Source organism: Nonomuraea sp. NPDC049028 (assembly GCF_043197735.1).
Classification (GTDB): domain Bacteria; phylum Actinomycetota; class Actinomycetes; order Streptosporangiales; family Streptosporangiaceae; genus Nonomuraea.
The window spans coordinates 1-26,107 of the sequence record NZ_JBICTR010000010.1; the positions used below are offsets into that span (position 1 = coordinate 1).

Genomic DNA, 26,107 nt, shown 5'->3' on the forward strand with positions numbered 1-26,107 from the left:
TACGGGTCGGTACGGGTCGTTCCCGGGGGGTCGGGGGCGGAAGGGTTGTGCGGGAGGGTGGTGGCGCGCTGGGCTCGGTCAGGGCTTACGGGCGCTAGAGCGTTCGGCTCGTTTGCGGTGATGGGTTTCACGTCTTGTGCGTGGGGCCCTTTTTTGCGTTATGGGTCAGGCGCCGTTCCTGGCCATTGCCATTCCCGGGCATTTCTGCGTTCCCGGGCCTCGCGCCGCTCTCGGAGCCTGGAGGGCTTGGCCCGCATGAGGCGGCCTGCTGGTGGGATGGCGAAGGCGGGAGGGAGACGGCTTGGCGCGGGGGTCCACTTTTGCGTTTCGGGGTCAGGCGCTGTTCCCAGGCTTTTCTGCGTTCCGGGCCTCGCGCCGTCCTCGGGCCTGGAGGGCTCGGCCCGCACGAGGCGGCCTGGAGGCGGCCTGCTGGAGCCGCGTCGAAGGAGCTGGAAGGACGGCTTGGCGCGTGGGGACCATTTTTGTGTTCCTGCACCTTTGGAAGCGCTCGTCGGAGACGAGAGGCCTTTGCCGGCGGCAACGGAGCATCCCGCGGATGAGGTCCCACACCACAGGCGACTTCGACGGGGACCTCAAGCGGGTTGGACGAGGATGGCGCGAGCCGGAACCGTGCGGCGTGGTTACTGGACGACCGTCTTCCTGCGTCGGTTCGGCATGGCGAACTTCAGATAGGCCGCCGGGATTTGCGGCTGACGTCTGAGAGCGGTAATCCACGGTCTCGTCATCGTGGTTTCCCTTGTCCTCTGCAGTGTCTTCGAGCGTGCGGAGCGATGTCGTGGAGGAAATGCCCGTGACCCGCCCTCCGGTTCGCGGCACGCAGATTCAGATCGACGGGGAGCTGACGGGGACGGTAATGCCGGAGTACCGCGGGTGGGTGACCATCCGTCAAACGGCCATGGAGTGTCACGGCTGGACGACCGGCCATGGAGTGTCACGGGTGGGCGACCGTCCGGCAGACGGCCGGCATCAACGACGCAAGCCGTCGGCCGTGCGGGTCGCGTACCGCGAGTTGCCAGCCCATTGCCGGCAAAGCCGGGCACCGAAACCGCTGATCATCAGGTGGTGGCGTGGGAGAGCGCTCCGTACGGTCAGTAGGGTTGAGGGGTGGACTTTCGTGCGGTTGAACGCGCGATCATGGAGCGAGGCGTCGAGTGGGACTTCGAGCCGACGCTGGACCGGATCGCGGCTCTCATGGACCTGCTCGGCTCGCCGCAGCAGGCATACCCTGTCGTACACATAGCGGGCACGAACGGTAAGACGAGCACGGCGCGCTTGACCGAGGCGCTGCTCAAGGAGCGCAATCTGCGTGTGGGCCGGTTCACGAGCCCGCATCTCGTCTCGGTGCGCGAGCGCATCACCGTTGACGGCGAGTCGCTGAGCGAAGAGCGGTTCGCCCAGGTATATGAGGAGATCGCCCCTTACGTTGAGCTCGCCGACACGCAGGGGCGGCGGATCCAGTTCTTCGAGTTGCTCACGGCCATGGCCTTCGCCGCCTTCGCCGACACTCCGGTGGACGTGGCGGTCGTCGAGGCCGGCATGGGCGGCTCCTGGGACGCGACGAACGTCGCGGACGGCACCGTCGCCGTCGTCACCCCGATCTCGCTCGACCATACCGACCGGCTCGGGCCCGACATCCCGAGCATCGCCGGGGAGAAGGCGGGCATCATCAAGCCCGGTGCCACGGCCATACTCGCCCAGCAGCAGCTCGAGGCCGCCGAGGTGCTGATGCGCCGGGCCGTCGATGTCGGCGCGGTGGTCGCCCGCGAAGGGCTCGAGTTCGGTGTGCTCGCCCGCGAGGTGGCGATGGGCGGACAACTGCTCACCCTGCGGGGCCTCAAGGGCGTCTACGAGGAGGTCTACCTGCCTCTCTATGGCGAGCACCAGGCGAGCAACGCGGCCTGCGCACTGGCCGCTGTGGAGGCTCTGACGGGGGGCGACGATCCGCTCGATGTGGAGCTCGTACGCCAGGCGTTCGCGGGGGCGTCCTCACCGGGCCGGCTGGAGATCCTGCGCCGCAATCCCACGGTCGTCGTCGACGCGGCGCACAACCCCGGCGGCATGCAGGCGTCGCTCGAGGGCATGCAAGAGGCGTTCGACTTCGCCAAGGTCGTGGGCGTCGTCGCGGTGATGCGCGACAAGGATGTGGCTACCCTGCTCGACCTGCTGGAGCCGATTCTCGACGAGATCGTCGTCACCCGTAACTCCTCGCCTCGGTCGATGTCGCCCGCCGAGCTGGCGGAGGTGGCCATACCGCTGTTCGGAGAGGACAGGGTGCGGGTCGTCGAACGCCTCGACGAGGCCATCGACATGGGCATCGGCATCGCCGATGCCCAGGGTGAGTTCAGCGGCACGGGTGTGCTCATCACCGGCTCGGTCGTGACGGCCGGGGACGCGCGTCACCTGCTCAAGGCGGGGAGTGTGTGATGAACTTCCAGGTCACCCCGGGCATGCGCCGGCTCGGCGCCAGCGTCCTCGGCATGGAGGCCATCGTCGCCGCGCTGATTACGCCGGTGGCGATCAACAGCGGCGTTCAGACGGCGGTGGCGGTCACTGTCGGTATCGGGCTGGCGGTGCTGTGCGTGATCGTCGCCGGGCTGCTCAAGCGGCCCTTCGCGTACGTCGCAGGCACTATCCTGCAGGTCCTGGCCATCGGCACGGGGTTCCTCGTGCCGACGATGTTCTTCCTAGGGGTGATCTTCGCGGCGCTATGGATTACCGCGATATTCGTCGCTCGCCGTGTCGAGGGCGTGACTTCCCGCTAAAGTCGGCGAACATGGCCGTCCCCCCGATCCAGCGGTCCCCGAACGCACACAGCGCGGGACCCACCGCACGCGTCAGGTTCCCATGGTTGCTCGACTCGGTGCTCGGGCTGCTCATCATCGTCGCGTTGCCACTGGCGATGCTCGCGATCCCCAACACCGTGTCCGTGGTCTCGGGTCTGCTGCCCGAGGGCTTCGACAAGCTCGCGCTGATGCGCGCGCACGGGCTGGCGCTCCCGGCGATGATCCTCACGGTGCCGCTCGCCGCGGTGGCGCTGCGTCACGTCAAGGTCCCCCACATGCTGCTCGGCGGGCTCACGGTGCTCGCGCTGGCCGACGTCGCGGGCGGATTCGCGGGCTCGACGTTCCTGGTGGCGACGCTGCGCGTGCTGCACGGGATCGGCGCGGGCCTGCTCATCCCGGCCACGCTGGTCGCGGCCTGGGAGCGTTCCATGGCATTGCGGGCGATCTGGACCGGCATGCTCGCGTTCAGCCTGCTCGCCGCCCAGGCGCTCGCCTTGTGGCCGCTCGATCAGGTGAGCGACTGGAAGATCACGCTCCAGCCGTACCCGCTGCTGACGGGCATCGCGCTCGCGCTGGCAGCGGTCTACTTCGTCGTCTGGCTGCTGCAGGGCCAGCCGCCGATGCCCTCGCCACGGGCCGCCGAACGCAGCCGCTTGCTGCTCGCGAGCGTGCCCGCGGTGGGCATCTCGGTGGTGGCCATTAGCACCGCGAGCGAGGAGTGGGGGCCCGGCCTGGTCATCCTGCTGGCCGTGCTGGCGGTCGTCGCGCTGCTCGTGATGGCCTCCTTCGGCAGCCGTGAGGGCCGCACACTGGCGTACGTCATGGTCGCGGTCGGCATCGTGCTGCTCCCGAGCCTGGCCCAGATCACCTACGTGGAGATGCGTGGCCTCGGCGGTCCGGGCATGACCGGGCTGTGGATCCCGTTCGTGGTGGCGGGTGTGCTGGGGCTGGCCTCCGCCATCGCGGTGCGGCTGTTCGCCGGAGCGCGGTGGCTCGCGCCGATGGGGTTGCTGGCGATGGTGGTCGGTCTGTGCTCGGTGCGCGTCCTGGTGCCGGCCGCCGATGGGCTCGTGTTGGTGATCCCGTTCACTCTGCTGGCGGCGGGCGCGGCGGTGGCGCTCACGTCCGCGCTCAGCCAGTCGGGCATCGGGGCGGCGCTGTTCGGCCTGGCGCTCTGTTTTCCCGGTGTGCTGGCCGGTTATCTGCTGGCTACCGGGGTGCAGTTGATGATGCTGCGCGGGGTCACGGTGGCGCAGCAACTGGTGGACCGGTTTGTGGGCACGTTGCATCTGTGGTCGCTGATCGGCGGGTTCCTGGTGGTCGCGGTCATCGTCCTGGCGGAGCTGCTCTCGCGGCGCGCGGCTCCGGCCGATGAAGCATCTGAGGCAGATGAAGCGGCCGAGCCGACGGGCGGTGATTCGGCGCCTTCGCCGTCTTTGGTGTCTTCGCCGGATGCAGACGGTCATTCGGCGTCTTCGGCCTCTTCGGGGACTTCCACGGGCGCGGACGTGGTCGCGGAGGGGGCGGGGGAAGGCTCAGCCGCTGAGGCGGCGGTCCCTACGGTGAGGAGCCGCCGGTCTGAGCGCCGCGGGCCGACCATGGCGGTGGACGCCCTGGAGGTGCCCGCCCAGCCGGCAGCCGGGGCAGAGGATCGGCCTGCCGGGGCGATACCGCGCATCCCCGGGTCGCCCGACTCCTCCGGCGCGGCTGACCGGAATGTCGCGAGTGTGGAGGGGGTGGGTGAGGTGACCGGTCCTGTCCCACCTGTCCCGCCGCAGGCTCAATCGCCCGAGGACACCACTCCATAGCACCGGCCCAGCCGTAGCACCGGCCCATTGGACCACCGGGTTGCGCTGGCCCGCCGGACCGGTCCGTAGGGCCCCGCGTAGGGCGACCGCCCTGGGGGACCGGCCCGTAGGAGTGGGTTCCGTGGACGGCCACCTCCCAGGCCGTTGGTCGATGGTGCGTTGCCGAGCGAGGCCTGTACAGGTGTGGCTGGCGCGAGGCGTGCCGGTGTGTGCGGCGTTGATGGGCTCGGTCGCGGCGAAACGGGGGAGCCGTCGTGGGCGGTAAGCTGAGCCGCAGCCACCTCGACGCGAGGGCCTGCGCCCCCGGGCCGATTCCCCGTGGAGCCAAGCCGGTGCATGTGGCCGCAGCCCCGAACCACACCCTGTTCGAAGGAGAACCTCAAGTGTCCGAGCGCACTCTTGTCCTGATCAAGCCCGACGGAGTGAAGCGTGGCCTCATCGGTGACGTGATCGCCCGCGTGGAGCGCAAGGGCCTGAAGGTCGCTGCGATGGACCTGCGCACTCTTGACGTCGACACCGCCAAGGCCCACTACGCCGAGCACTCCGAGCGCCCGTTCTTCGGCGAGCTCGTCGAGTTCATCACCTCGGGGCCGCTGGTCGCGCTGGTGCTGGAGGGGCCGCGCGCCGTCGAGGCGTTCCGCGCGCTGGCGGGGCTCACGGACCCGGTCAAGTCGGCGCCCGGCACGATCCGCGGCGACCACGCGCTGGAGATCGGCGAGAACATCGTCCACGGCTCCGACTCGCCCGAGTCGGCCGCGCGGGAGATCAAGATCTTCTTCCCCGACCGGTTCTAGTCTCTCCCGCTTCTCCTGCCCTCTCTGAGGTCTCTGCTTGCTCTGACGTCTCTGAGGTGCCGAGCGCCCGCCATGATGGCGGGCGCTTTTTTTGCGCAAATTTTGTCCGGTCCACCCGGCCGTGCGCGGCAGCGCGCGTCGGAGATATGACAGGCTTTTTGCGATCTTGTACGGCAAGCCCGGTGCACCCCACCCGCCGCACGGGGCCGGCGCCTGTCCAGGGGCACGCTCCTCCGGTGGAGGTGGCCGGGCGCCGTGACGTGCGCGCTGTGGGCCGTCTTCCGTGGATTGGGCCGGCCACGGTACAGAGGAGTTAGATCCCCAGGTGCCCGATGATCGGCCGCTGACGGTGGGTGGGTCAAAACGGTGCAAGACGGAGGCCCAATGTTGTCCTTCGCCTGCGGCGACATCGGGGCTCCCGGATGGGCTGAAGAATTTGTGGGGCACAGGGGGCTCATTGCGCGCCCTGGTGGGTAACGTCACGTTACGATTCGAATTCGATCCGTAGTCATTCGCGAACGACGTTACGGAAGGCTCCGTTCCCCATGGGCAGCAAGCTCGCGTTTCTCGGCCGTGATATGGCGGTCGACCTCGGCACCGCCAACACGCTGGTCTACGTGCGCGGCCGGGGCATCGTGCTCAATGAGCCGTCGGTCGTCGCGATCAACACTGCCACCGGGAAGATCGTCGCGGTCGGCATCGAGGCCAAACGCATGATCGGCCGAACGCCGGGCAACATCGTGGCCGTCCGGCCGCTCAAGGACGGTGTGATCGCCGATTTCGACGTCACTGAGCGGATGCTGCGCTATTTCATCCAGCGGGTGCACAAGAGGCGGCACTTCGCCAAGCCGCGCATCATCATCGCCGTGCCCAGCGGCATCACCGGGGTGGAGCAGCGGGCGGTGAAGGAGGCCGGATACCAGGCCGGGGCCCGCAAGGTCTACATCGTCGAAGAGCCGATGGCCGCGGCGATCGGCGCGGGGCTGCCGGTGCACGAGCCGACGGGCAACATGGTCGTCGACATCGGCGGCGGCACCACCGAGGTGGCCATCATCTCCATGGGTGGTGTGGTGACCAGCCAGTCCATCAGGGTCGGCGGCGACGAGCTCGACCAGGCGGTGATCACCTTCGCGAAGAAGGAGTTCTCGATCATGCTCGGCGAGCGCACCGCGGAGGAGATCAAGATGGCCATCGGCTCGGCGTGTCCCATTGGTGAGGACCTGCACGCCGAGATCCGCGGCCGTGACCTGGTGAGCGGCCTGCCGAAGACGGTCGTGGTGTCCGGCGATGAGATCCGCAGGGCGACGGAGGAGTCGGTCAACACCATCGTCGACGCCGTCAAGGTCACGCTCGACAAGTGCCCGCCCGAGCTGTCCGGCGACCTGATGGACCGTGGCATCGCGCTCACCGGCGGGGGCGCGCTGCTCAAGGGCATGGACGAACGCATCAAGACCGAGACCGGCATGCCCGTCCACCTCGTCGAGAACCCTCTCGACTCGGTGGCGCTCGGCTCGGGCAAGTGCGTCGAGGAGTTCGAGGCGCTGCACCAGGTGCTAGTACCGGAATCACGTCGCTGATGAGAGACTCCCGCCACGCCCGGCTGATCCTGGGGACGCTGCTCACGGTGGCGCTGGTCATCCTGACCGTCGACCACCGCGCCGGCGCGGCCTCGCCGCTGTGGCCACTGCGCACGGCCGGTTCGTGGTTTTTCGGTACGGTCGAGCAGGTCGGCGGCTCCGTGGTCCGCCCGGTCGGCGGCTTCTTCCACGCCATCGTCAACGCCCCCGCCGCCCAGGCCGAGCTCGACCGGGTCAAGGCGGAGAATGTCAGGCTGCGGGCCGGTCTGGCCGCGGGCCGGCTCGACGCCGCGCGCGCCGCGGAGCTGAAGCGGTTGCTCGGCGTGGCGGGGCTCGGCGGCTACAAGATCGTGACGGCGAACGTGGTCGCCAGGCGCGGCCAGCCCGGCTTCGAGGACGCCATCGAGATCGACGTCGGCACCTCCGACGGCGTACGCCCCGAGATGACCGTGCTCAACGGTGAAGGGCTGGTCGGCCGGGTCATCCAGGCGTCCGCCGACAGCTCGACCGTGGTGCTGATCAGCGACCCGGGCTCGGCCGCCGGTGCCCGGCTCGAAGGCGGCCAGGAGATCGGCGTCGTGCACGGGGTGGGGGAGAACGGGCGGCTTGTGCGGTTCCGGCTGCTGGACTCGACGGCGGCGATCACTCGTGGGAGTCGCATCGTCAGCTTCGGCTCCCAGCGCGGCGCGCCGTACGTCGCCGGGGTGCCGATCGGGGTGATCGAGCGGGTGGAGGCGACGCCGGGCGAGCTGACCCGTATCGCGTACGCCAGGCCGTACGCGGATCTGACCGCGCTCGACGTGGTCGGCGTGGTGGTGGGGGCGCCGGCGAAGGATCCGAGAGACGCCGTGCTACCACCCAAGGAGGAGCCGCGATGATCGTTGGGCTGTGCGTGCTGGCGGCGGTGTTGTTGCAGGTCATGCTCATCAACCGGCTGCCGCTGCCGGCCGGGGGAGCGCCCGACGTGGTGCTGCTCGTCGTGGTGGCGATGGCGCTGCTGCGCGGGCCGGCGGCCGGGGCGATCATCGGGTTCTGCGCGGGACTGCTGGTCGACATCGTGCCGCCCACGGCGCATCTGGTGGGCCAGTACGCGTTCGTGTTCGCGCTGGTCGGCTACGTGGCCGGGCGGGGCGTCGGCGGTCCGGCCACCACTGTCGTCCTGTGTGTGCTGATGGCGCCGCTGGTGTCGGCGGCGCTCGGCGGGCTGATCGCCGATCCGCGGGTGACGCTCTCGACGCTGACCGAGCAGGTGCCGGTGACCGTCGTCTACACGTTGATCCTCTCGCCGCTGGCGATCTGGCTGGTCACCCGTGAAAGGCCGCACCCGAGGTTCCCGCAATGATCAGGATGCGGACCCGGCTGGTCGTGCTGCAGGTGATCGTGATGGGCGTGCTGGCGGTGCTCAGCCTGCGGCTCTGGCAGGTGCAGGTGGTGCGGGGGCAGGAGCTGGTCACCAGGGCCACGGAGACCAGGACGCGGTCGGTGATCGTGCCGGCCGTGCGCGGGCAGATACTCGACTCCTCCGGGCGGCCGCTGGTGCGCAACCAGACCTCGCTGGTCGTCTCGGTCGACCGGACCGGGCTGATCAGGATGCCCGAGCAGGGGGTCCCGGTGCTGCGCAAGCTCAGCGAGGTGCTGGGACAGCCGGTCAAGCAGTTGCAGAAGCGCATCACGCCGTGCGGGCCCGGGGTGACCAAGCCCTGCTGGACCGGCTCGCCGTACCAGCCGATCCCGGTGGAGGAGCGGGCCGACACCCGTCAGGCGCTGCAGATCCTGGAGCGGCAGGAGGAGTTTCCCGGCATCTCCGCCGAGATCCAGTCCGTCAGGCAGTACCCAGGAGGCAAGGCCGGCGCGCAGATGCTCGGCTACCTGCAGCCGGTCACCGAGGCCGAGCTGGCCAAGCGCGAAGGGCTGAAGGCCGCCTTCTCCGGCGTCGACCTGGTCGGGCGCGACGGCCTCGAGTACATCTACGACGACGAGCTGCGCGGCAAGGCCGGGCTGCGGCGGGTGCAGGTCGACCGGATGGGCAAGGCCATCGGGGTGGAGGAGCAGGTGGCGCCCGTCAGCGGCGACAACCTGGTCACCAGCATCGACGCCCGCGTGCAGGACCTGGCCGAGCAGGCGTTGCAGCACGCGATGAAGAACGCCCCCAAGGCGGACGGCGCCGCGGCGGTCGTGCTCGAACCCGACACCGGCCGGGTGATCGCGCTGGCCAGCATGCCCGGCTACGACCCGGCCGTCTGGGCGGGCGGGATCTCCGACCGCGGCTACCAGCGGCTGCTGTCGGACGCCACGGGCAAGCCGCTGGTGTCGCGGGCGCTGAACGGGATGTTCGCGCCCGGTTCGACGTTCAAGGTGTCGTCGGTGACGTCGATGCTGCGGGCGGGCTATCCGCTGAACGGCACGTACGACTGCCCGGGGGCGGTCATGGTGGGCGACCGGGCCTTCCACAACTTCCACGGCATCGGCCTCGGCTCCATGAACCTGCACACCGCCCTGGTCAAGTCATGCGACACGATCTTCTACCGGGCGGGCTACGACCAGTGGCTGAAGGACGGCGGGCTCAATCCGAAGAAGGCGCCGAAGGAGGTGTTCGCCAACACGGCCAAGGCGTTCGGGTTCGGCAAGCCGACGGGCATCGACCTGCCGGGCGAGTCGGCCGGGCGCATCCCGGACCGCACCTGGAAGAAGAACATGTGGGCCCAGACGAGCGGCACCAGTTGCCGGCGCGCCAAGAGCGGCTATCCGGAGGTGGCCGACAAGTCGCGGGCGGAGTTCCTCAAGCGGCTGGCCAACGAGAACTGCCTCGAAGGCTTCCTGTTGCGGGCGGGTGACTCGGCCAACTTCTCGATCGGCCAGGGCGACGTGCTGGTGACGCCGCTCCAGCTGGCCAGGGCGTACGCGGCGCTGGTGAGCGACGGGAAGCTGCGCAGCCCGCGCATCGGCTGGGCCACGGTCCGGCCCGACGGCGCGTTGGTCAGGCGGATCGACGTACCGGTGGTCGGCAAGCTGCCGCTGTCGAAGAAGGAGCGCCTCTACATCAAGGACGCGCTCAGCGACGTGCCCTCTGACGGCACCGCGGCGGGGGCGTTCGCCGGGTTCCCGATGGACAAGGTGCGGATCGGCGGAAAGACCGGCACCGCGGAGGTGTGGGGCAAGGAGGACACCTCCTGGTTCGCCTCGTTCGCACCGGCGAACGACCCGCACTTCGTCGTGGTCGTCATGGTCTCGCAGGGCGGGATGGGCGCCTCCACCGCCGCGCCCGCCGCACGCGAGATCTACGAGGGCATCTTCGGTTTCGCCAAGAACAAGCCCGCGTTGCCCGCGGGCCGGCCGGTGTCCAAGCTGCCGAAGATCTCGGCCGATGGCACGGTGGCCGACGGCGGGACGTCTGATGGCGCGGTGGCCGACGGGTCCGATGGCGCGGTGGCGGGCGGCGCGGGCACGAGCGGCCCCAGGATAGACGGCCCCGGGACAGACGGCGCGGGGGCGGACGACGCGGGGAAGAGCGGCGCGGGGACAGACGACGCGGGTACAGACGACGCGGGGAAACGTGGCGCGGAGAAACGCGGCGCGGGGAAACGTGGCGCGAAGACAGGTGACGCGGGGACGGGTGGCACCGTGGCGGGCGGAACAGGGGAGGACGGCAAGAGCAAGGGCACCAAAAAGGAGGGCGGCACGGAGGCGGGAGGATGATGGACCGCACGCTGATGGGCGGGCGGCGCTCGTTCGCCCGGCGGGCGGTGGGCGCGCAGTCGGCCATGTGGCGGCTCGACGGGGTGATGCTGGTCGCGGTGGCCGCGCTCTGCGTGATCGGCACGCTGCTGGTCTGGTCGTCGACCCGCACTTGGGCGCCCGGCTCCACGGGGCTGGTCAAGAAGCACGTACTCAACCTCTCCATCGGGACGCTGCTCTGCGCGGCGGTGACCGTCATCGACCATCGGGCGATGCGGGCGTACGCGCCTCTGGCGTTCCTGCTCTCGCTGGTCGGCCTGGGACTGGTGATCACGCCGCTGGGTGCGACGATCAACGGCTCGCACTCGTGGATCCTGCTGGGCGGCGGCTTCGCCGTGCAGCCGTCGGAGTTCGCCAAGCTCGGCCTGCTGCTCATCATCGCGATGCTGCTGGCCCAGCCCGGCGAGGGCAGTGATCGGCCGCGCGGGCTCGACGTCTGGCTGGCGCTGTTCGCCGCGCTGCTGACGATGGGGTTGGTGATGTTGCAGCCCGACCTCGGCACCACGCTCGTGCTGGCCGTGATCACGGCTGCCGGGCTGGTGATCGCGGGAGTGCGCAAGAGGTGGATCATCCTGCTGACGCTGATCGCCGGGGTCGGGGTGTTCTGCGTGTTCGCGTTCGGGATGCTGGAGCCGTACCAGGTCGCGCGGTTCACCGCGTTTCTCGATCCGCGCGTCGATCCGCGCGGCGTCGGCTACAACAGCACGCAGTCGCTGATCGCCATCGGCTCGGGGCAGTTGTTCGGCAAGGGGCTCTTCGACGGCGGGCAGACGACCGGCCGGTTCGTGCCCGAGCAGCACACCGACTTCATCTTCACGGTCGCGGGGGAGGAGTTCGGGTTTCTCGGCTCGCTCACCGTGGTGCTGCTGCTCGGTGTGGTGCTGGTGCGCGGGCTGAGGATCGCCCGGCTGTGCGAGGACAGGTTCGGCACGCTCGTGGCCGGGACGATCGTGTGCTGGCTGGCGTTCCAGACGTTCGTCAACATCGGCATGACCATCGGCATCATGCCGATCACCGGGCTGCCGCTGCCGTTCGTCTCGTACGGCGGCACGGCCACATTCGCCAATCTCATCTCGATTGGGCTTCTACAGTCGATCCGGATCCGCGAACAGTCGTTTAATTGACAGTATGTTCTTGGCCTACTGCGACGAGTGCGAGGAGCGCTTCCTCCTGCCCGCCAGCCACATCACCGCCGTGCACAACCTCGCCAGCGGGGTCATCGCCATCGAGCTGACCTGCTACGAGGGACACAAACTGATCGTTCTCAGCGGCAACGACATCGACATCCCGGGACCTGCCACAGTCTGAGCGCCGCTAGTCTGGGTGTCATGACTGTCGAGTCGATTTTTCCCCGCCTGGAAGCGCTGCTGCCCAAGGTGCAGAAGCCCATCCAGTATGTCGGGGGTGAGCTCAACTCGACCGTGAAGGACTGGGACTCCACCGACGTGCGGTGGGCGCTGATGTATCCGGACGCCTATGAGGTCGGGCTGCCCAACCAGGGCGTCGCGATCCTCTACGAGATCCTCAACGAGCTGCCCGCCACGCTGGCCGAGCGGACCTACGCCGTCTGGCCCGACCTTGAGGCCCTCATGCGCGCGGAGGGCATCCCGCAGTTCACCGTGGACGCCCATCGGCCGGTGCGCGCCTTCGACGTGCTGGGCCTGTCGTTCTCCACCGAGCTCGGCTACACCAACATGCTGACCGCGCTCGACCTGGCCGGCATTCCGCTGCTGGCCGTCGAGCGCGGCGACGACGACCCGATCGTGCTGGCGGGCGGTCACGCGGCCTTCAACCCCGAGCCGATCGCCGACTTCCTCGACGCCGCCGTGCTCGGCGACGGCGAGCAGATCGCGATCGCCATCTCCGAGGTCATCCGCGAGTGGAAGGGCGAGGGCAGCCCCGGCGGGCGCGACGAGCTGCTCATGCGGCTGGCCGAGTCCGGCGGCGTCTACGTGCCGAAGTTCTACGACGTCGACTACCACCCCGACGGCCGCATCACGCGGGTCGCGCCCAACAGGCCCGACGTGCCGTGGCGGGTGCACAAGCACACGGTCATGGACCTGGACGAGTGGCCCTATCCGAAGAAGCCGCTGGTGCCGCTGGCCGAGACCGTGCACGAGCGGTTCAGCGTGGAGATCTTCCGCGGCTGCACGCGCGGCTGCCGTTTCTGCCAGGCGGGGATGATCACCCGTCCGGTCCGCGAGCGGTCGATCACGACGATCGGCGCCATGGTCGAGAACGGCATCAAGGAGTCCGGCTTCAACGAGGTCGGTCTGCTGTCGCTGTCGTCCGCCGACCATTCGGAGATCGGCGAGGTGGCCAAGGGCCTGGCCGACCGCTACGAGGGCACCAACACCTCGCTGTCGCTGCCCTCGACCCGCGTCGACGCGTTCAACATCGACCTGGCCAACGAGTTCTCCCGCAACGGCCGGCGCTCCGGTCTGACCTTCGCCCCGGAGGGCGGGTCCGAGCGCATGCGCAGGGTGATCAACAAGATGGTCACCGAGGAAGACCTGATCCGCACGGTCACCACCGCCTACTCCCAGGGCTGGCGGCAGGTGAAGCTCTACTTCATGTGCGGGCTGCCCACCGAGACCGACGAGGACGTGCTCGGCATCGCCGACCTGGCCAAGAAGGTCATCAAGGCGGGCCGCGAGATCACCGGCTCGCGCGACATCCGCTGTACGGTCTCCATCGGCGGATTCGTGCCCAAGCCGCACACGCCGTTCCAGTGGGCCGGCCAGGCCGACCACGAGACCGTCGACCGGCGGCTCAAGGCGCTGCGTGACTCGCTGCGTGGCGACAAGAATTACGGCCGGGCCATCGGCTTCCGCTACCACGACGGCAAGCCGTCGATCGTGGAGGGCCTGCTGTCGCGCGGTGACCGCCGGGTCGGCGCGGTGATCCGGGCCGTCTGGGAGGACGGCGGGCGCTTCGACGGGTGGAGTGAGCATTTCTCCTACGAGCGCTGGATGGCCGCGGCCGAGAAGGCCGGCGTCGACGTCGACTGGTACACCGTGCGCGAGCGCGAGGAGAACGAGGTCCTGCCCTGGGACCACCTCGACGCCGGGCTCGACCGCGAATGGCTCTGGCAGGACTGGCAGGAAGCCGTGTCCGGGAGCGAGGTCGAGGACTGCCGCTGGACTCCGTGCTACGACTGCGGCGTCTGCCCGACCATGGGGACGGAGATCCAGATCGGCCCGACGGGTAAGAAACTTCTTCCTCTCACGGTGGTCTAGCCGCGCTGAGTGCGCGGCCCGTACCTCGCCGTACATGATCTGGGACGTTGAGTCTCCGGAGCGGCATATCCTGAGACGAAGGAAACACTTACACGGGAAGGACGACCAGCTCTGAAACCTGTTCCCGATGGGCCCCCGCCCGCGCCTACGGTGCAGCGCCTGCGTGTGCGCTACGCCAAGCGCGGACGTCTGCGCTTCACCAGCCACCGCGACATCTCGCGGGCCGTCGAGAGAGCGGTCCGCCGTGCCGGCATTCCGGTGGCCTTCAGTGCGGGCTTCTCACCCCATCCGAAGATCTCCTATGCGGGCGCGGCGCCGACCGGCGTCGCCAGCGAGGCCGAATACCTCGAGATCGGCGTCACGAAACCGTGCGAACCCGGACGGATCCGTGTCGACCTGGACGGCTCTCTGCCGCCTGGTCTCGACGTGCTCGACGTCGTGGAGGCCACCGTTGGTGGGCTGGCCGACCGCTTGGAGGCATCTGAGTGGGATGTGCGGTTGCCCGGCGCCGACTGGGAGCTCGCGGAGACGGCGGTGGCGAAATTCCTCGCCGCCGAGACCGTGGAGGTCGAACGCCTCACCAAGAAGGGCCCCCGACGCTTCGACGCCCGGGAGGCGGTGTTGAGGCTCGAGGTGCCCGAGGGAGCAGACAGAACCGCAGCTCAGGTGCCAGGACAGTCGTGTGTCATACTGCGCATGGTTGTTCGGCACGTGATTCCTGCCGTACGACCCGACGATGTGCTCACAGGGCTGCGCCTTGTGGCCGACTTCGCGCCGCCGGTTCCCCCCGAGGTGACCAGGCTGGCGCAGGGGCCGCTCGACGTCAGCACCGGTGCGCTTGCCGATCCGCTCGGCCTGGACCGCGACACTACGCGCGGCGGCGAGGCGGTTTCGGCGGGTGAGCAGGTCGACGGTTAAGGACGTGCCTTGCGCGAGCGGGGTACGACCGCTGACAGGACTTGGCGCCTGCGCCCCCCTCCGGGGGCGCGGGCGGACAACGAGACACGAGAGCTCCTGCGCGGCGCGGCGACGCGCCCGGGAGCTGACGGGAGAGCGCCCGCATGCTCGAGAACGAGCCCAACGGCGGGGCCGACGGCCCCGGCGGGGAGACAACTGAACAGTCCAAGGTGACAAAGCGTCGCCGTGCCGCGAGCCGGCCGGCGGGACCGCCGCCCGAGCTGCCAGAGGAGCCGTCGCCCACGGTCACGACCACGGTCGCGGCCGCTGCGACTGAGCCCGCGAGCCCGGTCGAGCCGGCGAGCCCGGTTGAGGCCGCCGTGGCGCAGGCCATGGATGACGCTGTGGCGCAGGCCGCCGACATCGTCGCTGAGGAGAAGCCCAAGAGGGCGGCGAGGACGCGGTCGACGGCCACGACGACGCGCCGCCGTACCAGCAAGAAGGCCGCGGACGAGGCGCCGGAGAGCGCGCAGGACACCAGCGGTGGGGTCCCCGAGAGCGTGACCGGCACCGGCGGTGAGGCCGTGAGCACCCTGGAAGCGGCTGAGGGGGGCGAGCAGGCGGTCGAGGCCGCCCCGGCCAAGCGTCGCCGCACTCGCAAGAAGACAGAGCCTGAGGCGGCCGCTGAGAGCGTCGAGACGGCTCCGGGACGGTCCGCCGAGGTCGCGGCGGGCGTCGGTGAGGCGGCCGCCGAGCGGCTCGGCAGCGCCGACGCCGAAGAGGACGTCACCGAGCTCCTGCCCGAGGACGAGCCGCTGGACGACGAGCCCGCCGGCGAGGACCTCGACGAGGTCGACCGGCCGAGCCTGCTCGCCGACCCGTTCGGCCTGTCCGCGCGGGCGCAGAGCCAGCAGGGGACCGCGTTCCAGCGCCCCGCCGCCATCTTCGCGCCGCTGTTCCAGGCCCCGGACCCGACCCAGGCCAAGCCCGCCGCGACCCGGCGCCCAGAGCCGCAGCCGCAACCGCAACCGCAGCCCGAGCAGGCGGCCCCGGAGCCCGAGGAGACGGTCACCGACGAGGAGGCCGACACCGCCGACGAGACGGAGGAGGAGGGCGGCAGCCGCCGTCGTCGCCGCCGTCGTGGCGGCAGGGGCCGTGGCAAAACACGCGAGCGTGACGACGCCGACGACGAGTCCGACGAGTCCGACGACGAACAGGGCGAGGAGCCTCAGGAAGAAGAGGCGTCCAGTTCCCGCCGTCGTCGCCGCCGCAGGCGCCGTGGTGCCGACGACGGCGCCGAGCCGGCCGGGGACGACCCGCCCAACACCGTCGTACGCATCCGCGCGCCCCGCACGGGCCGCGCCGCCGGCCATGACATCTCCGCCGACGGCGTCACGAGCGTGCGCGGCTCCACCAGGCTCGAGGCCAAGAAGCAGCGCCGTCGTGAAGGCCGCGAGCTGGGCCGCCGGCGTCCGCCGATCATCACCGAGTCGGAGTTCCTGGCTCGGCGCGAGTCGGTCGACCGGATGATGGTGGTGCGCCGCCAGGGCGACCGCACCCAGATCGCGGTGCTGGAGGACGGCGTGCTCGTCGAGCACTACGTCAACCGCGAGGCCAGCCAGTCCTACGTCGGCAACGTCTACCTCGGCAAGGTCCAGAACGTACTGCCGTCGATGGAGGCCGCCTTCGTCGACATCGGCAAGGGCCGCAACGCCGTCCTGTACGCCGGTGAGGTCAACTTCGACACCGCGGGCCTGGAAGGCCAGCCCAAGCGCATCGAGGCGGCGCTGAAGTCCGGTCAGTCGGTGCTGGTGCAGGTCACCAAGGACCCGATCGGCCACAAGGGCGCCCGCCTGACGTCGCAGATCAGTCTGCCGGGCCGCTACCTCGTGTACGTGCCCGACGGCTCGATGACCGGCATCAGCCGCAAGCTGCCCGACAAGGAGCGCACGCGGCTCAAGAGCATCCTGAAGAAGGTCATGCCCGAGAACGCCGGCGTGATCGTGCGCACGGCCGCGGAGGGCGCTTCTGAGGACGAACTCGCCCGCGACGTGGCCCGCCTGTCGGCGCAGTGGGAGAACATCCAGAAGAAGGCCAAGTCGGCCAGCCCGCCCGAGCTGCTCTCGGCCGAGCCGGACCTGACCGTCCGCGTGGTCCGCGACGTCTTCAACGAGGACTTCACCTCGCTGGTCGTGCAGGGCGAGGAGGCGTGGGAGACGGTCGAGGAGTACGTCAAGTATGTCGCGCCGCACCTCGGCGAGCGCCTGTCCAAGTGGGACACCGAGCAGGGCGACGTGTTCGAGTCCTACCGGATCGACGAGCAGCTCGGCAAGGCGATGGAGCGGAAGGTCTGGCTGCCCAGCGGCGGCTCGCTGGTGATCGACCGTACCGAGGCGATGAGCGTCGTCGACGTCAACACCGGCAAGTTCACCGGGCAGGGCGGCAACCTCGAAGAGACCGTCACCCGCAACAACCTGGAGGCGGCCGAGGAGATCGTCCGCCAGCTCAGGCTCCGCGACATCGGCGGCATCATCGTGATCGACTTCATCGACATGGTGCTGGAGTCCAACCGCGACCTGGTGCTGCGGCGGCTGCTCGAATGCCTGGCGCGCGACAGGACCAAGCACCAGGTGGCTGAGGTCACCTCGCTGGGTCTGGTCCAGATGACGCGTAAGCGGGTCGGTCAGGGCCTCCTGGAGGCCTTCTCGACGCCGTGTGACTGCTGCAACGGGCGTGGTCTGATCGTCTCCACGGAGCCGGTCGAGTCCAAGCCGGAGCCGCGCGGCACTCAGGGCAAGATGGCCATCGAGAAGGCGGTCTCGGACAAGGTGTCCGCGGCCAAGGACTCCGGTAGCCGTGATACCGTGACCGATGCGCTTGAAGACGTCCCGGCTGAGGACGACCAGGCGGGCCAGACTTCCGGCAGAGGGCGGCGACGCTCTCGCCGAGCCAAGTCAGCCGAGTAGCCAGGCGCTCCCGCAAGGGAGCGCTCCTCGGCGGACTGCCCCGACGATCCGTCCGGTTCGACCAGGGCACCGTTAATCCGGTACTCTTGAGAATCGGTGCGTCCAGCGGCGCGCCCTGTTCGCGCGCCTACTCGGTTCGTCGGTTCCAGACAGCACCGAATGCCGGGCGCAGCATTCAGAAGTCAGTAGAAGGGTTCCGCGGTGTACGCGATCGTTCGTTGCGGCGGCAGGCAGCAGAAGGTCTCCGTCGGTGACGTCCTCGAGGTGGACAAGGTCGCCGGCGAGGTCGGCACTTCGGTTTCGCTGCCGACGGTCCTCGTCGTCAACGACGGCGATGTGACCACGGAGGCGGGCAAGTTCCTGGTGAGCGCCGAGATCCTCGGTGAGACCAAGGGGCCGAAGATCCGCATCCTGAAGTACAAGAACAAGACCGGTTACAAGAAGCGCCAGGGTCACCGTCAGCGGTACACCCAGGTGAAGATCACCGGTATCGACCAGGCCTGATCGGGGAGTTAGAGAGATGGCACACAAGAAGGGCGCGTCGTCCACCCGGAACGGCCGTGACTCCAACGCCCAGCGCCTGGGCGTCAAGCGCTTCGGCGGCCAGCTGGTCAACGCGGGCGAGATCATCGTCCGGCAGCGTGGCACCCACTTCCACCCCGGCGACAACGTCGGCCGCGGCGGCGACGACACGCTGTTCGCGCTGGCCGCCGGCCACGTGCAGTTCGGTCTCAAGCGCGGTCGCCGCGCGGTGAGCATCGTTCCGGTGGCGGAGTAGATTCTCAGAGTTTCCTGCTCAGGGGCGGATCGGGTTCTCGATCCGTCCCTGAGTGCGTTTGTATGGCTTTTATGGTGTACGGCTCAGCGCGGTGGGCCCCACCCGCCGTGCGGGGCCGGGGCCCGTCCAGGGGCACGCTCCTCCGGTGGACGTGGTCGCGCGCCGTGACGTGCGCATTCTTGGCCCCGGTCCGTGGACTGGGTTATGTGACGGGCCTTGATCGGCCTAGGAGGAGGGGCCGGGATGGCTGACTTTGTGGACCAAGTGGTGCTGCACCTCAAGGCGGGTGACGGCGGCAACGGCTGCGCGTCCGTGCACCGGGAGAAGTTCAAGCCGCTCGGCGGGCCCGACGGCGGCAACGGCGGGCGCGGCGGCGCGGTGATCCTTGAGGTGAGCCCCAACACCGCCACACTGCTCGAATACCACCACCGGCCGCATCGCAAGGCCGACAACGGCAAGCAGGGCCAGGGGTCCAACCGCGACGGGGCCAATGGCGGGGACGTCATCCTTCCGGTGCCCAATGGGACGGTCGTCAAGAACGCCGCCACCGGTGAGGTGCTCATCGACCTGGTGGGCGTCGGCACCCGCTACGTGATCGCCGAAGGCGGTTTCGGTGGGCTCGGCAACGCGGCGCTGGCCAGCACCAAGCGCAAGGCGCCCGGGTTCGCGCTGCTCGGGGAGCCGGGGGACGCGCTCGACGTCATGCTGGAGCTCAAGAGCGTCGCCGATGTGGCGCTCGTCGGCTTCCCCAGCGCCGGGAAGTCGTCGCTGATCGCGGCCCTGTCCGCGGCCCGGCCGAAGATCGCCGACTACCCGTTCACCACCCTGATCCCCAACCTGGGCGTGGTGACCGCGGGCGAGACCATCTTCACCGTCGCCGACGTGCCGGGGCTGATCCCGGGGGCGTCGCAGGGCAAGGGGCTCGGGCACGAGTTCCTGCGCCACGTCGAGCGGTGCGACATGCTCATCCACGTCATCGACTGCGCCACCATGGAGCCGGGACGCGACCCGATCAGCGACTACGAGGTGATCGAGGCCGAGCTGGAGGCCTACGGCAAGCTTGAGGACCGGCCCCGCATGGTCGTGCTGAACAAGGCCGACGTGCCGGACGCCCGGGAGCTGGCCGATCTGGTCAGGGGAGAGTTCGAGGAGCGGGGGCTGCGGGTCTTCACCATCTCGGCCGCCACCCATGACGGGCTGCGGGAGCTGACGTTCGCGATGGGCGAATGGGTGGCCGCGGCCAGGGCCGCCAAGCCCGTCGAGGAGCCCACGCGGCTGGTGCTCAGGCCCAAGCAGCTCGGCGAGGCCGGGTTCAGCGTCCGCCGGGTCAACGACAACCTCTTCCAGGTCACCGGCGAGAAGCCGGAGCGCTGGATCAGGCAGACCGACTTCAGCAACGACGAGGCCGTCGGTTACCTGGCCGACCGGCTGGAGCGGCTCGGCATCGAGGATCAGCTGGTCAAGGCCGGTGCCACCGCGGGCGCGGAGGTCGTCATCGGGCCGATGGAGGGTGGCTACGTCTTCGACTGGCAGCCCACGCTCAACGCCGAGTCCGTACGGCAGGGGCCGCGCGGCACCGACAACCGGTTCTAGCGGCGCCCGACCCCCGGCTTTCGGTCCTAGGTCGCCCGGCCCTTGGCTTTCGGTCCTAGGTCGCCCGGCCCGCCCTCTGGCGTCCCCGGCTTTCCGTCCCGGGTGGCCTGCCCCGGCGGCATCCCGGTCCTCGGCCGGTTGCCGACGGCGGGAGCATCGGCCGGGAAGGTCGGGTCGCCGGTCTCCGATAGGCTTCGAACGTGCGGGAACAGATCAGCTCAGCGTCGAAGGTCGTCGTCAAGGTCGGCTCTTCGTCGCTCACCACCCCCCAAGGCATGATCGATGTCGACCGGGTCGATGCCCTGGTCGACGTGCTGGCCGCCCGCCGCCGCGCCGGGACCCAGCTGGTCCTGGTCTCCTCGGGAGCGATCGCGGCGGGCCTGGGCCCGCTGGGGCTGACCGCACGCCCCCGCGACCTCGCCACCCAGCAGGCCGCCGCCTCCGTCGGCCAGGGCGTGCTCGTCGCCCGCTACACCTCCTCCTTCGCCCGCTACGGCCTGCGCGTCGGCCAGGTGCTGCTGACCGCCGACGACATGATGCGCCGCGCCCACCACGCCAACGCCCAGCGCACCCTCAACCGGCTGCTGGAGCTCGGCATCGTGCCGATCGTCAACGAGAACGACACCGTCGCCACCGACGAGATCCGCTTCGGCGACAACGACCGGCTGGCGGCCCTGGTCGCCCATCTCATCCACAGCGACGCACTGGTCCTGCTCTCCGACGTCGACGCCCTCTACGACGGGCCGCCGAGCCGCAGCGGGTCCCGGCGGCTGGCCGAGATCCGCGGCCCAGAAGACCTGGTCGGCGTCGAGCTCGGCAAGAACGGCGCGGCGGTCGGCACCGGCGGCATGGTCACCAAGGTGCAGGCCGCCAGGATCGCCACCGGCGCCGGCGTGCCCGTCGTGCTGACCGCCGCCGCGCACGCCGCCCAGGCGCTGGCCGGGGCCGATGTCGGGACCTATTTCCACCCTGGCGGCCGTCATCCCGGCACCCGGCTGCTCTGGCTCGCCCACGCGACCACCGGACGCGGGCGGCTGCTGCTCGACGACGGCGCGGTGGAGGCCATCGTGGCCAGGCGCAAGTCGCTGCTGCCCGCCGGGGTCACCTCGGTGGAGGGCGACTTCGCGGCCGGCGACCCGGTGGACCTGTGCGGGCCGCGTGGCGGGGTGGTGGCGCGCGGGCTGGTCAACTTCGACGCGGTGGAGATCCCCGGACTGCTCGGCCGCTCGACGCGAGACCTGGGCAACGAGCTCGGTCCCGAATACGAGCGCGAGCTGATCCACCGCGACGACATCGTCATACTGGAAGCCCACAACTAGACAGCCGGAAACCGGCAGCCCGCAGCCAGGCCACCGGTCACCGGTCACCGAAAGCAACCAGGCCATCGGTCTCCGGAAGCCCGCAGCCAGGCGGCCGGATACCGAAGGCCACAATTAGGCAGGCAGCCGGCTCGCCGGCGGTCGGCAGAGGAGCGTGTGATGTCCGAGGAGTTCCTGAAGGTCGCCCGCGCGGCGCGAGAGGCCGCCGCCGAGCTGGCCCCGCTGCCGCGGGCGCCCAAGGACCGGGCGTTGCGCGCCGTCGCCGACGCCCTCGTCGCCCACACCGCCGAGATCGTCGAGGCCAACGCCAAGGACGTCGCGCAGGCGCGGGAGCAGGGCACGCCGGAGGCCATGATCGACCGGCTGCGCCTCGACGGGCCCAGGATCGAGGCCATCGCCGAGGCCGTACGCCAGGTGGCCGACCTGCCCGACCCCGTCGGCGAGGTGATCCGGGGCAGCACGCTGCCCAACGGCCTGGAGCTGCGCCAGCTCAGGGTGCCGCTGGGCGTGATCGGCATCATCTACGAGGGTCGCCCCAACGTCACCGTCGACGCCGCCGCGCTCTGCCTCAAGAGCGGCAACGCGGCCCTGCTCAGGGGCTCGTCCAGTGCCTACTCCTCCAACACCGTGCTGGTGCGGGTGATGCAGGACGCGCTGGAGGGCACCGAGGTGCCTTCCGGGGCGGTGCAGCTGGTGCCGGGCCTGACGCGCGACTCCGTCAAGGAGCTGATGCGGGCCCGCGGCCTGGTCGACGTGCTGATCCCGCGTGGGGGCGCGTCGCTGATCAACTCGGTGGTCGAGGAGTCGACGGTCCCGGTGATCGAGACCGGCGTGGGCAACTGCCACGTCTACATCGACGCCGACGCCGATCTGGACTTGGCCGTCGACATCCTGGTCAACGCCAAGGCGCAGCGGCCGTCGGTGTGCAACGCGGCTGAGACGTTCCTGGTCCACGCCGGGGTGGCCGACGCGTTCGTGCCCCGGGCGCTCCAGGCGCTCAAGGACGCGGGCGTGACCGTGCACGGCGACGACCGGATCGCCGCCTACGGCGAGGTGGAGCCGGCCACCGAGGACGACTTCCGCACCGAATACCTCTCGCTCGACATCGCCGCCGCCGTCGTCGGTTCGCTGGAGGAGGCCGTCGCCCACATCAGGCGCTACGGCTCGGGCCACACCGACGCCATCGTCACCCGGTCGCAGCAGGCGGCGCGCAGGTTCGTGTCGCTGGTCGACTCGGCGGCCGTCGCGGTCAACGCCTCCACCCGGTTCACCGACGGCGGCGAGTTCGGCTTCGGCGCGGAGATCGGCATCTCCACCCAGAAGCTGCACGCGCGCGGCCCGATGGGACTGCCCGAGCTGACGTCCACCAAATGGGTCTATACCGGCGAAGGGCATCTGCGTACATCAGCAGGCACGGTCATCCCAAGGTCAGGCGCCTGACGGGGTTGGGCAGCGGTGGCGTGTCGGCGTGACCGGTCAGCGGAGGAGCTCGGTTGACTGGTCTACATGGAGATCGTCATCGCCTTGGCCTTCGCGGCCGTGGTGCTGGCCGGCGCGGATCGGCTGCTGCTGTGGATGGAGAGCCGCGGCCACATCCACTGGCGCGGGAAGGGCAGGAAGGACCTGTCGGCGGAGCTTACGACAGAGCTCGACAGCATGCTGTCCGAGCAATCCCGCCGATAAAGCTTCGGCGCGCCGCACGCGCTATCAGGCGTCCCAGCGCTAGGGTGTTGACCCTTATGGGCGCGCCGGGCGGGGAGGGACGGTGACCAAGCTCGGCAAGGTCGGGCCGTACACCCTGCTCGAGAGGCTCGGTCGGGGCGGCATGGGCGAGGTCTATCTCGCCAGCTCCCGCCGGGGCGAGCGGGTCGCCCTCAAGGTCCTGCACGACCTGGCAGAAGACAACTCCATGCGGGTCAGGCTCGAACGCGAGGTCCGGGCGCTGCGCCGGGTCGAGAGCCCGTACGTGGCCAAGGTGCTGGACGCCGATCTCTCGTGCGACCGGCCGTACCTCGTCATGGAGAACATCGAGGGCGCCACGCTGCTCGACATGGTGCGCCACAGCGGCCCGCTCAACATGGCGCAGCTGGTGGAGCTGGCGCAGGGCATCGCCACCGCGCTCGCGATCATCCACGCGGCCGGCGTGGTGCACCGCGATCTCAAGCCCGCGAACATCATCATGGGCGCCGAGGGCCCGGTCCTCATCGACTTCGGCATCGCGCAGGTGCTGGACGCCACCCGGCTCACCCTGACCGGCACCTTTCTCGGCACGCCCGGCTACACCGCGCCCGAGATCTTCGCCGATGAGCACGTCGACTCGCCCGCCGACATCCACGCGTGGGCGGCGACGGTGGCGTTCGCGGCGACCGGGCGGCCGACGTTCGGGCGGGGGACGGCCGAGGCGCAGATGTACGCGGTGCTCAACGGGCAGGCCGACCTCAAGGGCGTGCCGGTGGCGCTGTTGTCGCTGGTGCGGGCCGCGCTGAATCGGGAGCCGGGCAAGCGCCCGACGGCCGCGCTGCTGGCCGATCGCCTGTCACGGCTGGCCAAGGCGACCAGTCCCGCCGAGCCCGATGCCGCCCGTGCCGTGCCCGCGGCAGAGGAGGGCGTCGCGGTGCGTGGCCGGGCCGGTGAGGAGGCCAAGCCGCGCGGCCGTACGGCAGAGGAGGCGAAAGCCCGCAGCCGTACGGCGGAGGAGGCCAAGCCGCGTAGCCGGACCGGTGAGGAGGCCAAGCCACCGCGCGGCCGGATCGCGGACGACGGGAAGGTGCCCGCGCCGCGGACGCGGACGAACCCGGATGGGAAGGTCCCCATGCCGCGCGGCCGTACGAGTGCGGACGGGAAGGTGCCCGCACCCCGCGGCCGCACGAGTACGGACGGAAAGGGCACGGGGCCACGGCTCCGCACAGGCGAGGGCGTCAAGGCCACACCCGTACGGAGCCGCACGAAGGCCGTGACCGGGAAACCCCGGACGCCGGGCACGCGCAACACCGGACTCAGGTCGGAGTCGGGCTCCACCACGCTGCCCGCGGGCAACGCCGCGCTGTTGCTGCTCGCGGTGCTGGCCGTGCCCTGTGTGGTGGCGTCGGTGATCTGGCCGATCGCGACGATCGGGATCACGGCCGCGTTCGTCCTGCTGACCAGGACGCTCTGGATGAGCCACTGGATGGTCAGGAAGCGGGTCTCGCGCCGGGTCAGGGTGACCCTGCGCGTGGTGCTCTTCCCGTTCGCGTTCACCGGTGCGACCGCGACCGCCGTGGTGTGGCCGGGCGTGCCCGTCGCGGTGGCGGCGGGTGGCGCGCTCTGGCTGATCGGCGGCGGCCAGATCGATGCCGACTGGTGGCAGCAGCCCGCGCCGGTCACCGCCGCGGGTGTCGTGTTCGGGATGCTGTGTGGCGGCATCACCGGACGCGAGATCGAGCGGGTCGGCGCTCATCTGCCGGATCTGCGCAGGGAAGGGCTGCGCGCACTGGCCGTGCTGGGCGGGTTCGTCGCCCTGTGCGCGGCGGCGGTGCGCGCTATCGCGCTGCTTCTGTGACCGGCTGTGGGTTAGCCCTGGCCGCCGTCGCGGCGGGAGAAGCGGTTGAAGATGCGCTCGCCCGCGTTGACCGCGCCCTCTGCCACGTCGCGCAGTACGCCGATGAACGGATCCTGCGACTGCGACCACGACGCGCGGTAGGACTCGGCAGCGGCCTTGATCTCCTCGGTGACCCGGGCGCTGGCGTCGTCTTCCCTGCGCGGGTAGTCGCCGCCGAGGATGCGCTCGTACTCGCCGCCGCGGTGCCACTTGTCGAGCTCGGCCACGCGCACCACGGCGAACGGGTGGGTGGTGCCGAGCAGGTTGAGCACCTTGAGGAAGCCGTCACGCAGGTCGCCAGCGGTGTCGTATTCCTGGTATTGCTCCAGGAACGCCTCGATGTTCATCTCGTGGGTGTAGGCGCCGCCGGCCAGCTTCATCAGCGCGCGCTTGGCCGCGTCCGGGTCCTGGCCGGTGAGCAGGCCGCCGCGGTCGGAGGAGAGCTCCGACTTGCGGTACCACTCCTCCAGGCCCGCGACGATCGCGCGCAGGCCGATGTAGCCGAGCGGGATCCAGGCCACGCGGGTGGCCAGGCGGGTGAGGATGTCGAGCATCGTCCGGTAGACGGCGTGGCCCGACAGGATGTGCGAGGTCTCGTGACCGATGACGAAGCGCTGCTCCTCCTCGTTCATGAGGTTGAGCAGGCCGGTGGTCACCACGATGAACGGGTCGTCGAAACCGATGGCCTTGGCCTGGACCTGCGGGTCCTGCTGGACGTAGATCTCGGGGATCCGGTGCAGGTCGAGGACGTAGGCGGCGTCGCGGCCCATGTCGTAGAGGGAGCGGAACTGAGTCTCGCTCACACGCACGGCCGACGCCAGGTACATCAGGCGCAGGCGGCGCTCGCTGATGAGGCCGGACATCTGCTTGAGAACCGTGTCGAACCCACTCAACTTACGCAGAGCGACCAGCGCGGACCGGTCTGCGGGGTGTTCGTAGGCACGAGACGAGATGCCGGGCAATTGGACGCGGTTGCGGTCCGGGGTGGTCGTCATGCCCGGCATGCTACGTCGGCAGCCG

21 protein-coding genes are annotated in these 26,107 nt (G+C 70.0%); 20 read left to right on the plus strand and 1 reads right to left on the minus strand.

Annotated elements, in window-relative coordinates:
- The first annotated feature begins 1,155 nt into the window (after positions 1-1,155).
- The 20 genes from ACGFJ2_RS36585 to ACGFJ2_RS36680 all read left to right on the plus strand — a co-directional run bounded on the left by ACGFJ2_RS36585 (position 1,156) and on the right by ACGFJ2_RS36680 (position 25,048).
- Positions 1,156-2,445, plus strand: coding sequence for a folylpolyglutamate synthase/dihydrofolate synthase family protein (locus ACGFJ2_RS36585; protein ID WP_357941452.1), 1,290 nt, complete (start codon positions 1,156-1,158; stop codon positions 2,443-2,445).
- Positions 2,445-2,783, plus strand: a complete 339-nt coding sequence (locus ACGFJ2_RS36590) for a DUF4233 domain-containing protein (protein ID WP_357648052.1) — start codon at positions 2,445-2,447, stop codon at positions 2,781-2,783. The genes ACGFJ2_RS36585 and ACGFJ2_RS36590 overlap by 1 nt, the downstream gene beginning before the upstream one ends.
- Before the next feature lie 11 nt (positions 2,784-2,794).
- Positions 2,795-4,612, plus strand: coding sequence for a hypothetical protein (locus ACGFJ2_RS36595; protein ID WP_393476330.1), 1,818 nt, complete (start codon positions 2,795-2,797; stop codon positions 4,610-4,612).
- A gap of 383 nt (positions 4,613-4,995) precedes the next feature.
- Complete coding sequence (ndk, locus tag ACGFJ2_RS36600; RefSeq protein ID WP_214642928.1) at positions 4,996-5,406, plus strand: nucleoside-diphosphate kinase; 411 nt, start codon at positions 4,996-4,998, stop codon at positions 5,404-5,406.
- Between the two features lie 545 nt (positions 5,407-5,951).
- Positions 5,952-6,983: a rod shape-determining protein gene (locus ACGFJ2_RS36605; RefSeq protein ID WP_357939777.1), complete on the plus strand. Its 1,032-nt coding sequence runs from the start codon at positions 5,952-5,954 to the stop codon at positions 6,981-6,983.
- A complete protein-coding gene (mreC, locus tag ACGFJ2_RS36610; RefSeq protein WP_357939779.1) occupies positions 6,983-7,861 on the plus strand; it encodes a rod shape-determining protein MreC in 879 nt (292 codons plus the stop codon). Before ACGFJ2_RS36605 ends, mreC begins: the two co-directional genes overlap by 1 nt.
- Positions 7,858-8,325, plus strand: coding sequence for a rod shape-determining protein MreD (gene mreD / locus ACGFJ2_RS36615; RefSeq protein WP_357939781.1), 468 nt, complete (start codon positions 7,858-7,860; stop codon positions 8,323-8,325). The genes mreC and mreD overlap by 4 nt, the downstream gene beginning before the upstream one ends.
- The gene (gene mrdA, locus ACGFJ2_RS36620) at positions 8,322-10,679 is read left to right on the plus strand and encodes a penicillin-binding protein 2 (RefSeq protein ID WP_393476335.1); all 2,358 of its coding nucleotides are present in this window, start codon (positions 8,322-8,324) and stop codon (positions 10,677-10,679) included. Before mreD ends, mrdA begins: the two co-directional genes overlap by 4 nt.
- Positions 10,676-11,842 (plus strand): rod shape-determining protein RodA, encoded by a 1,167-nt coding sequence (rodA, locus tag ACGFJ2_RS36625; RefSeq protein ID WP_357939786.1) that lies wholly within the window; start codon positions 10,676-10,678, stop codon positions 11,840-11,842. The genes mrdA and rodA overlap by 4 nt, the downstream gene beginning before the upstream one ends.
- Positions 11,843-11,846: 4 nt before the next feature.
- Complete coding sequence (locus ACGFJ2_RS36630) at positions 11,847-12,026, plus strand: hypothetical protein (protein WP_357648066.1); 180 nt, start codon at positions 11,847-11,849, stop codon at positions 12,024-12,026.
- Between the two features lie 20 nt (positions 12,027-12,046).
- Positions 12,047-13,957, plus strand: a complete 1,911-nt coding sequence (locus ACGFJ2_RS36635; RefSeq protein WP_358181240.1) for a TIGR03960 family B12-binding radical SAM protein — start codon at positions 12,047-12,049, stop codon at positions 13,955-13,957.
- A gap of 165 nt (positions 13,958-14,122) precedes the next feature.
- Positions 14,123-14,875: a TIGR03936 family radical SAM-associated protein gene (locus tag ACGFJ2_RS36640; RefSeq protein WP_357939790.1), complete on the plus strand. Its 753-nt coding sequence runs from the start codon at positions 14,123-14,125 to the stop codon at positions 14,873-14,875.
- A 143-nt stretch (positions 14,876-15,018) separates the two neighbouring features.
- On the plus strand, positions 15,019-17,820 hold the full coding sequence (locus ACGFJ2_RS36645; RefSeq protein ID WP_393476340.1) for a ribonuclease E/G: 2,802 nt from the start codon (positions 15,019-15,021) through the stop codon (positions 17,818-17,820).
- A 201-nt stretch (positions 17,821-18,021) separates the two neighbouring features.
- Positions 18,022-18,324 carry a 50S ribosomal protein L21 gene (rplU, locus tag ACGFJ2_RS36650; RefSeq protein WP_357939795.1) on the plus strand — a complete coding sequence of 101 codons (303 nt, stop codon included), beginning with the start codon at positions 18,022-18,024 and terminating at the stop codon, positions 18,322-18,324.
- Positions 18,325-18,340: 16 nt separating this feature from the next.
- Positions 18,341-18,598, plus strand: a complete 258-nt coding sequence (gene rpmA, locus ACGFJ2_RS36655; RefSeq protein WP_090773491.1) for a 50S ribosomal protein L27 — start codon at positions 18,341-18,343, stop codon at positions 18,596-18,598.
- Positions 18,599-18,841: 243 nt separating this feature from the next.
- Complete coding sequence (obgE, locus tag ACGFJ2_RS36660; RefSeq protein ID WP_393476345.1) at positions 18,842-20,191, plus strand: GTPase ObgE; 1,350 nt, start codon at positions 18,842-18,844, stop codon at positions 20,189-20,191.
- Between the two features lie 200 nt (positions 20,192-20,391).
- A complete protein-coding gene (gene proB, locus ACGFJ2_RS36665; protein ID WP_357939799.1) occupies positions 20,392-21,510 on the plus strand; it encodes a glutamate 5-kinase in 1,119 nt (372 codons plus the stop codon).
- Positions 21,511-21,669: 159 nt separating this feature from the next.
- Entirely contained in the window at positions 21,670-22,950 is a 1,281-nt protein-coding gene (locus tag ACGFJ2_RS36670) for a glutamate-5-semialdehyde dehydrogenase (protein WP_358181243.1), read from the plus strand.
- 66 nt (positions 22,951-23,016) lie between these two features.
- Complete coding sequence (locus ACGFJ2_RS36675) at positions 23,017-23,193, plus strand: hypothetical protein (RefSeq protein ID WP_357939803.1); 177 nt, start codon at positions 23,017-23,019, stop codon at positions 23,191-23,193.
- Positions 23,194-23,275: 82 nt separating this feature from the next.
- Positions 23,276-25,048: a protein kinase gene (locus tag ACGFJ2_RS36680; RefSeq protein WP_357939805.1), complete on the plus strand. Its 1,773-nt coding sequence runs from the start codon at positions 23,276-23,278 to the stop codon at positions 25,046-25,048.
- 11 nt (positions 25,049-25,059) lie between these two features.
- Here ACGFJ2_RS36680 and ACGFJ2_RS36685 read toward each other — a convergent pair whose 3' ends face one another.
- Entirely contained in the window at positions 25,060-26,091 is a 1,032-nt protein-coding gene (locus ACGFJ2_RS36685; protein WP_357939807.1) for a M48 family metallopeptidase, read from the minus strand.
- Between the last annotated feature and the right edge of the window lie 16 nt (positions 26,092-26,107).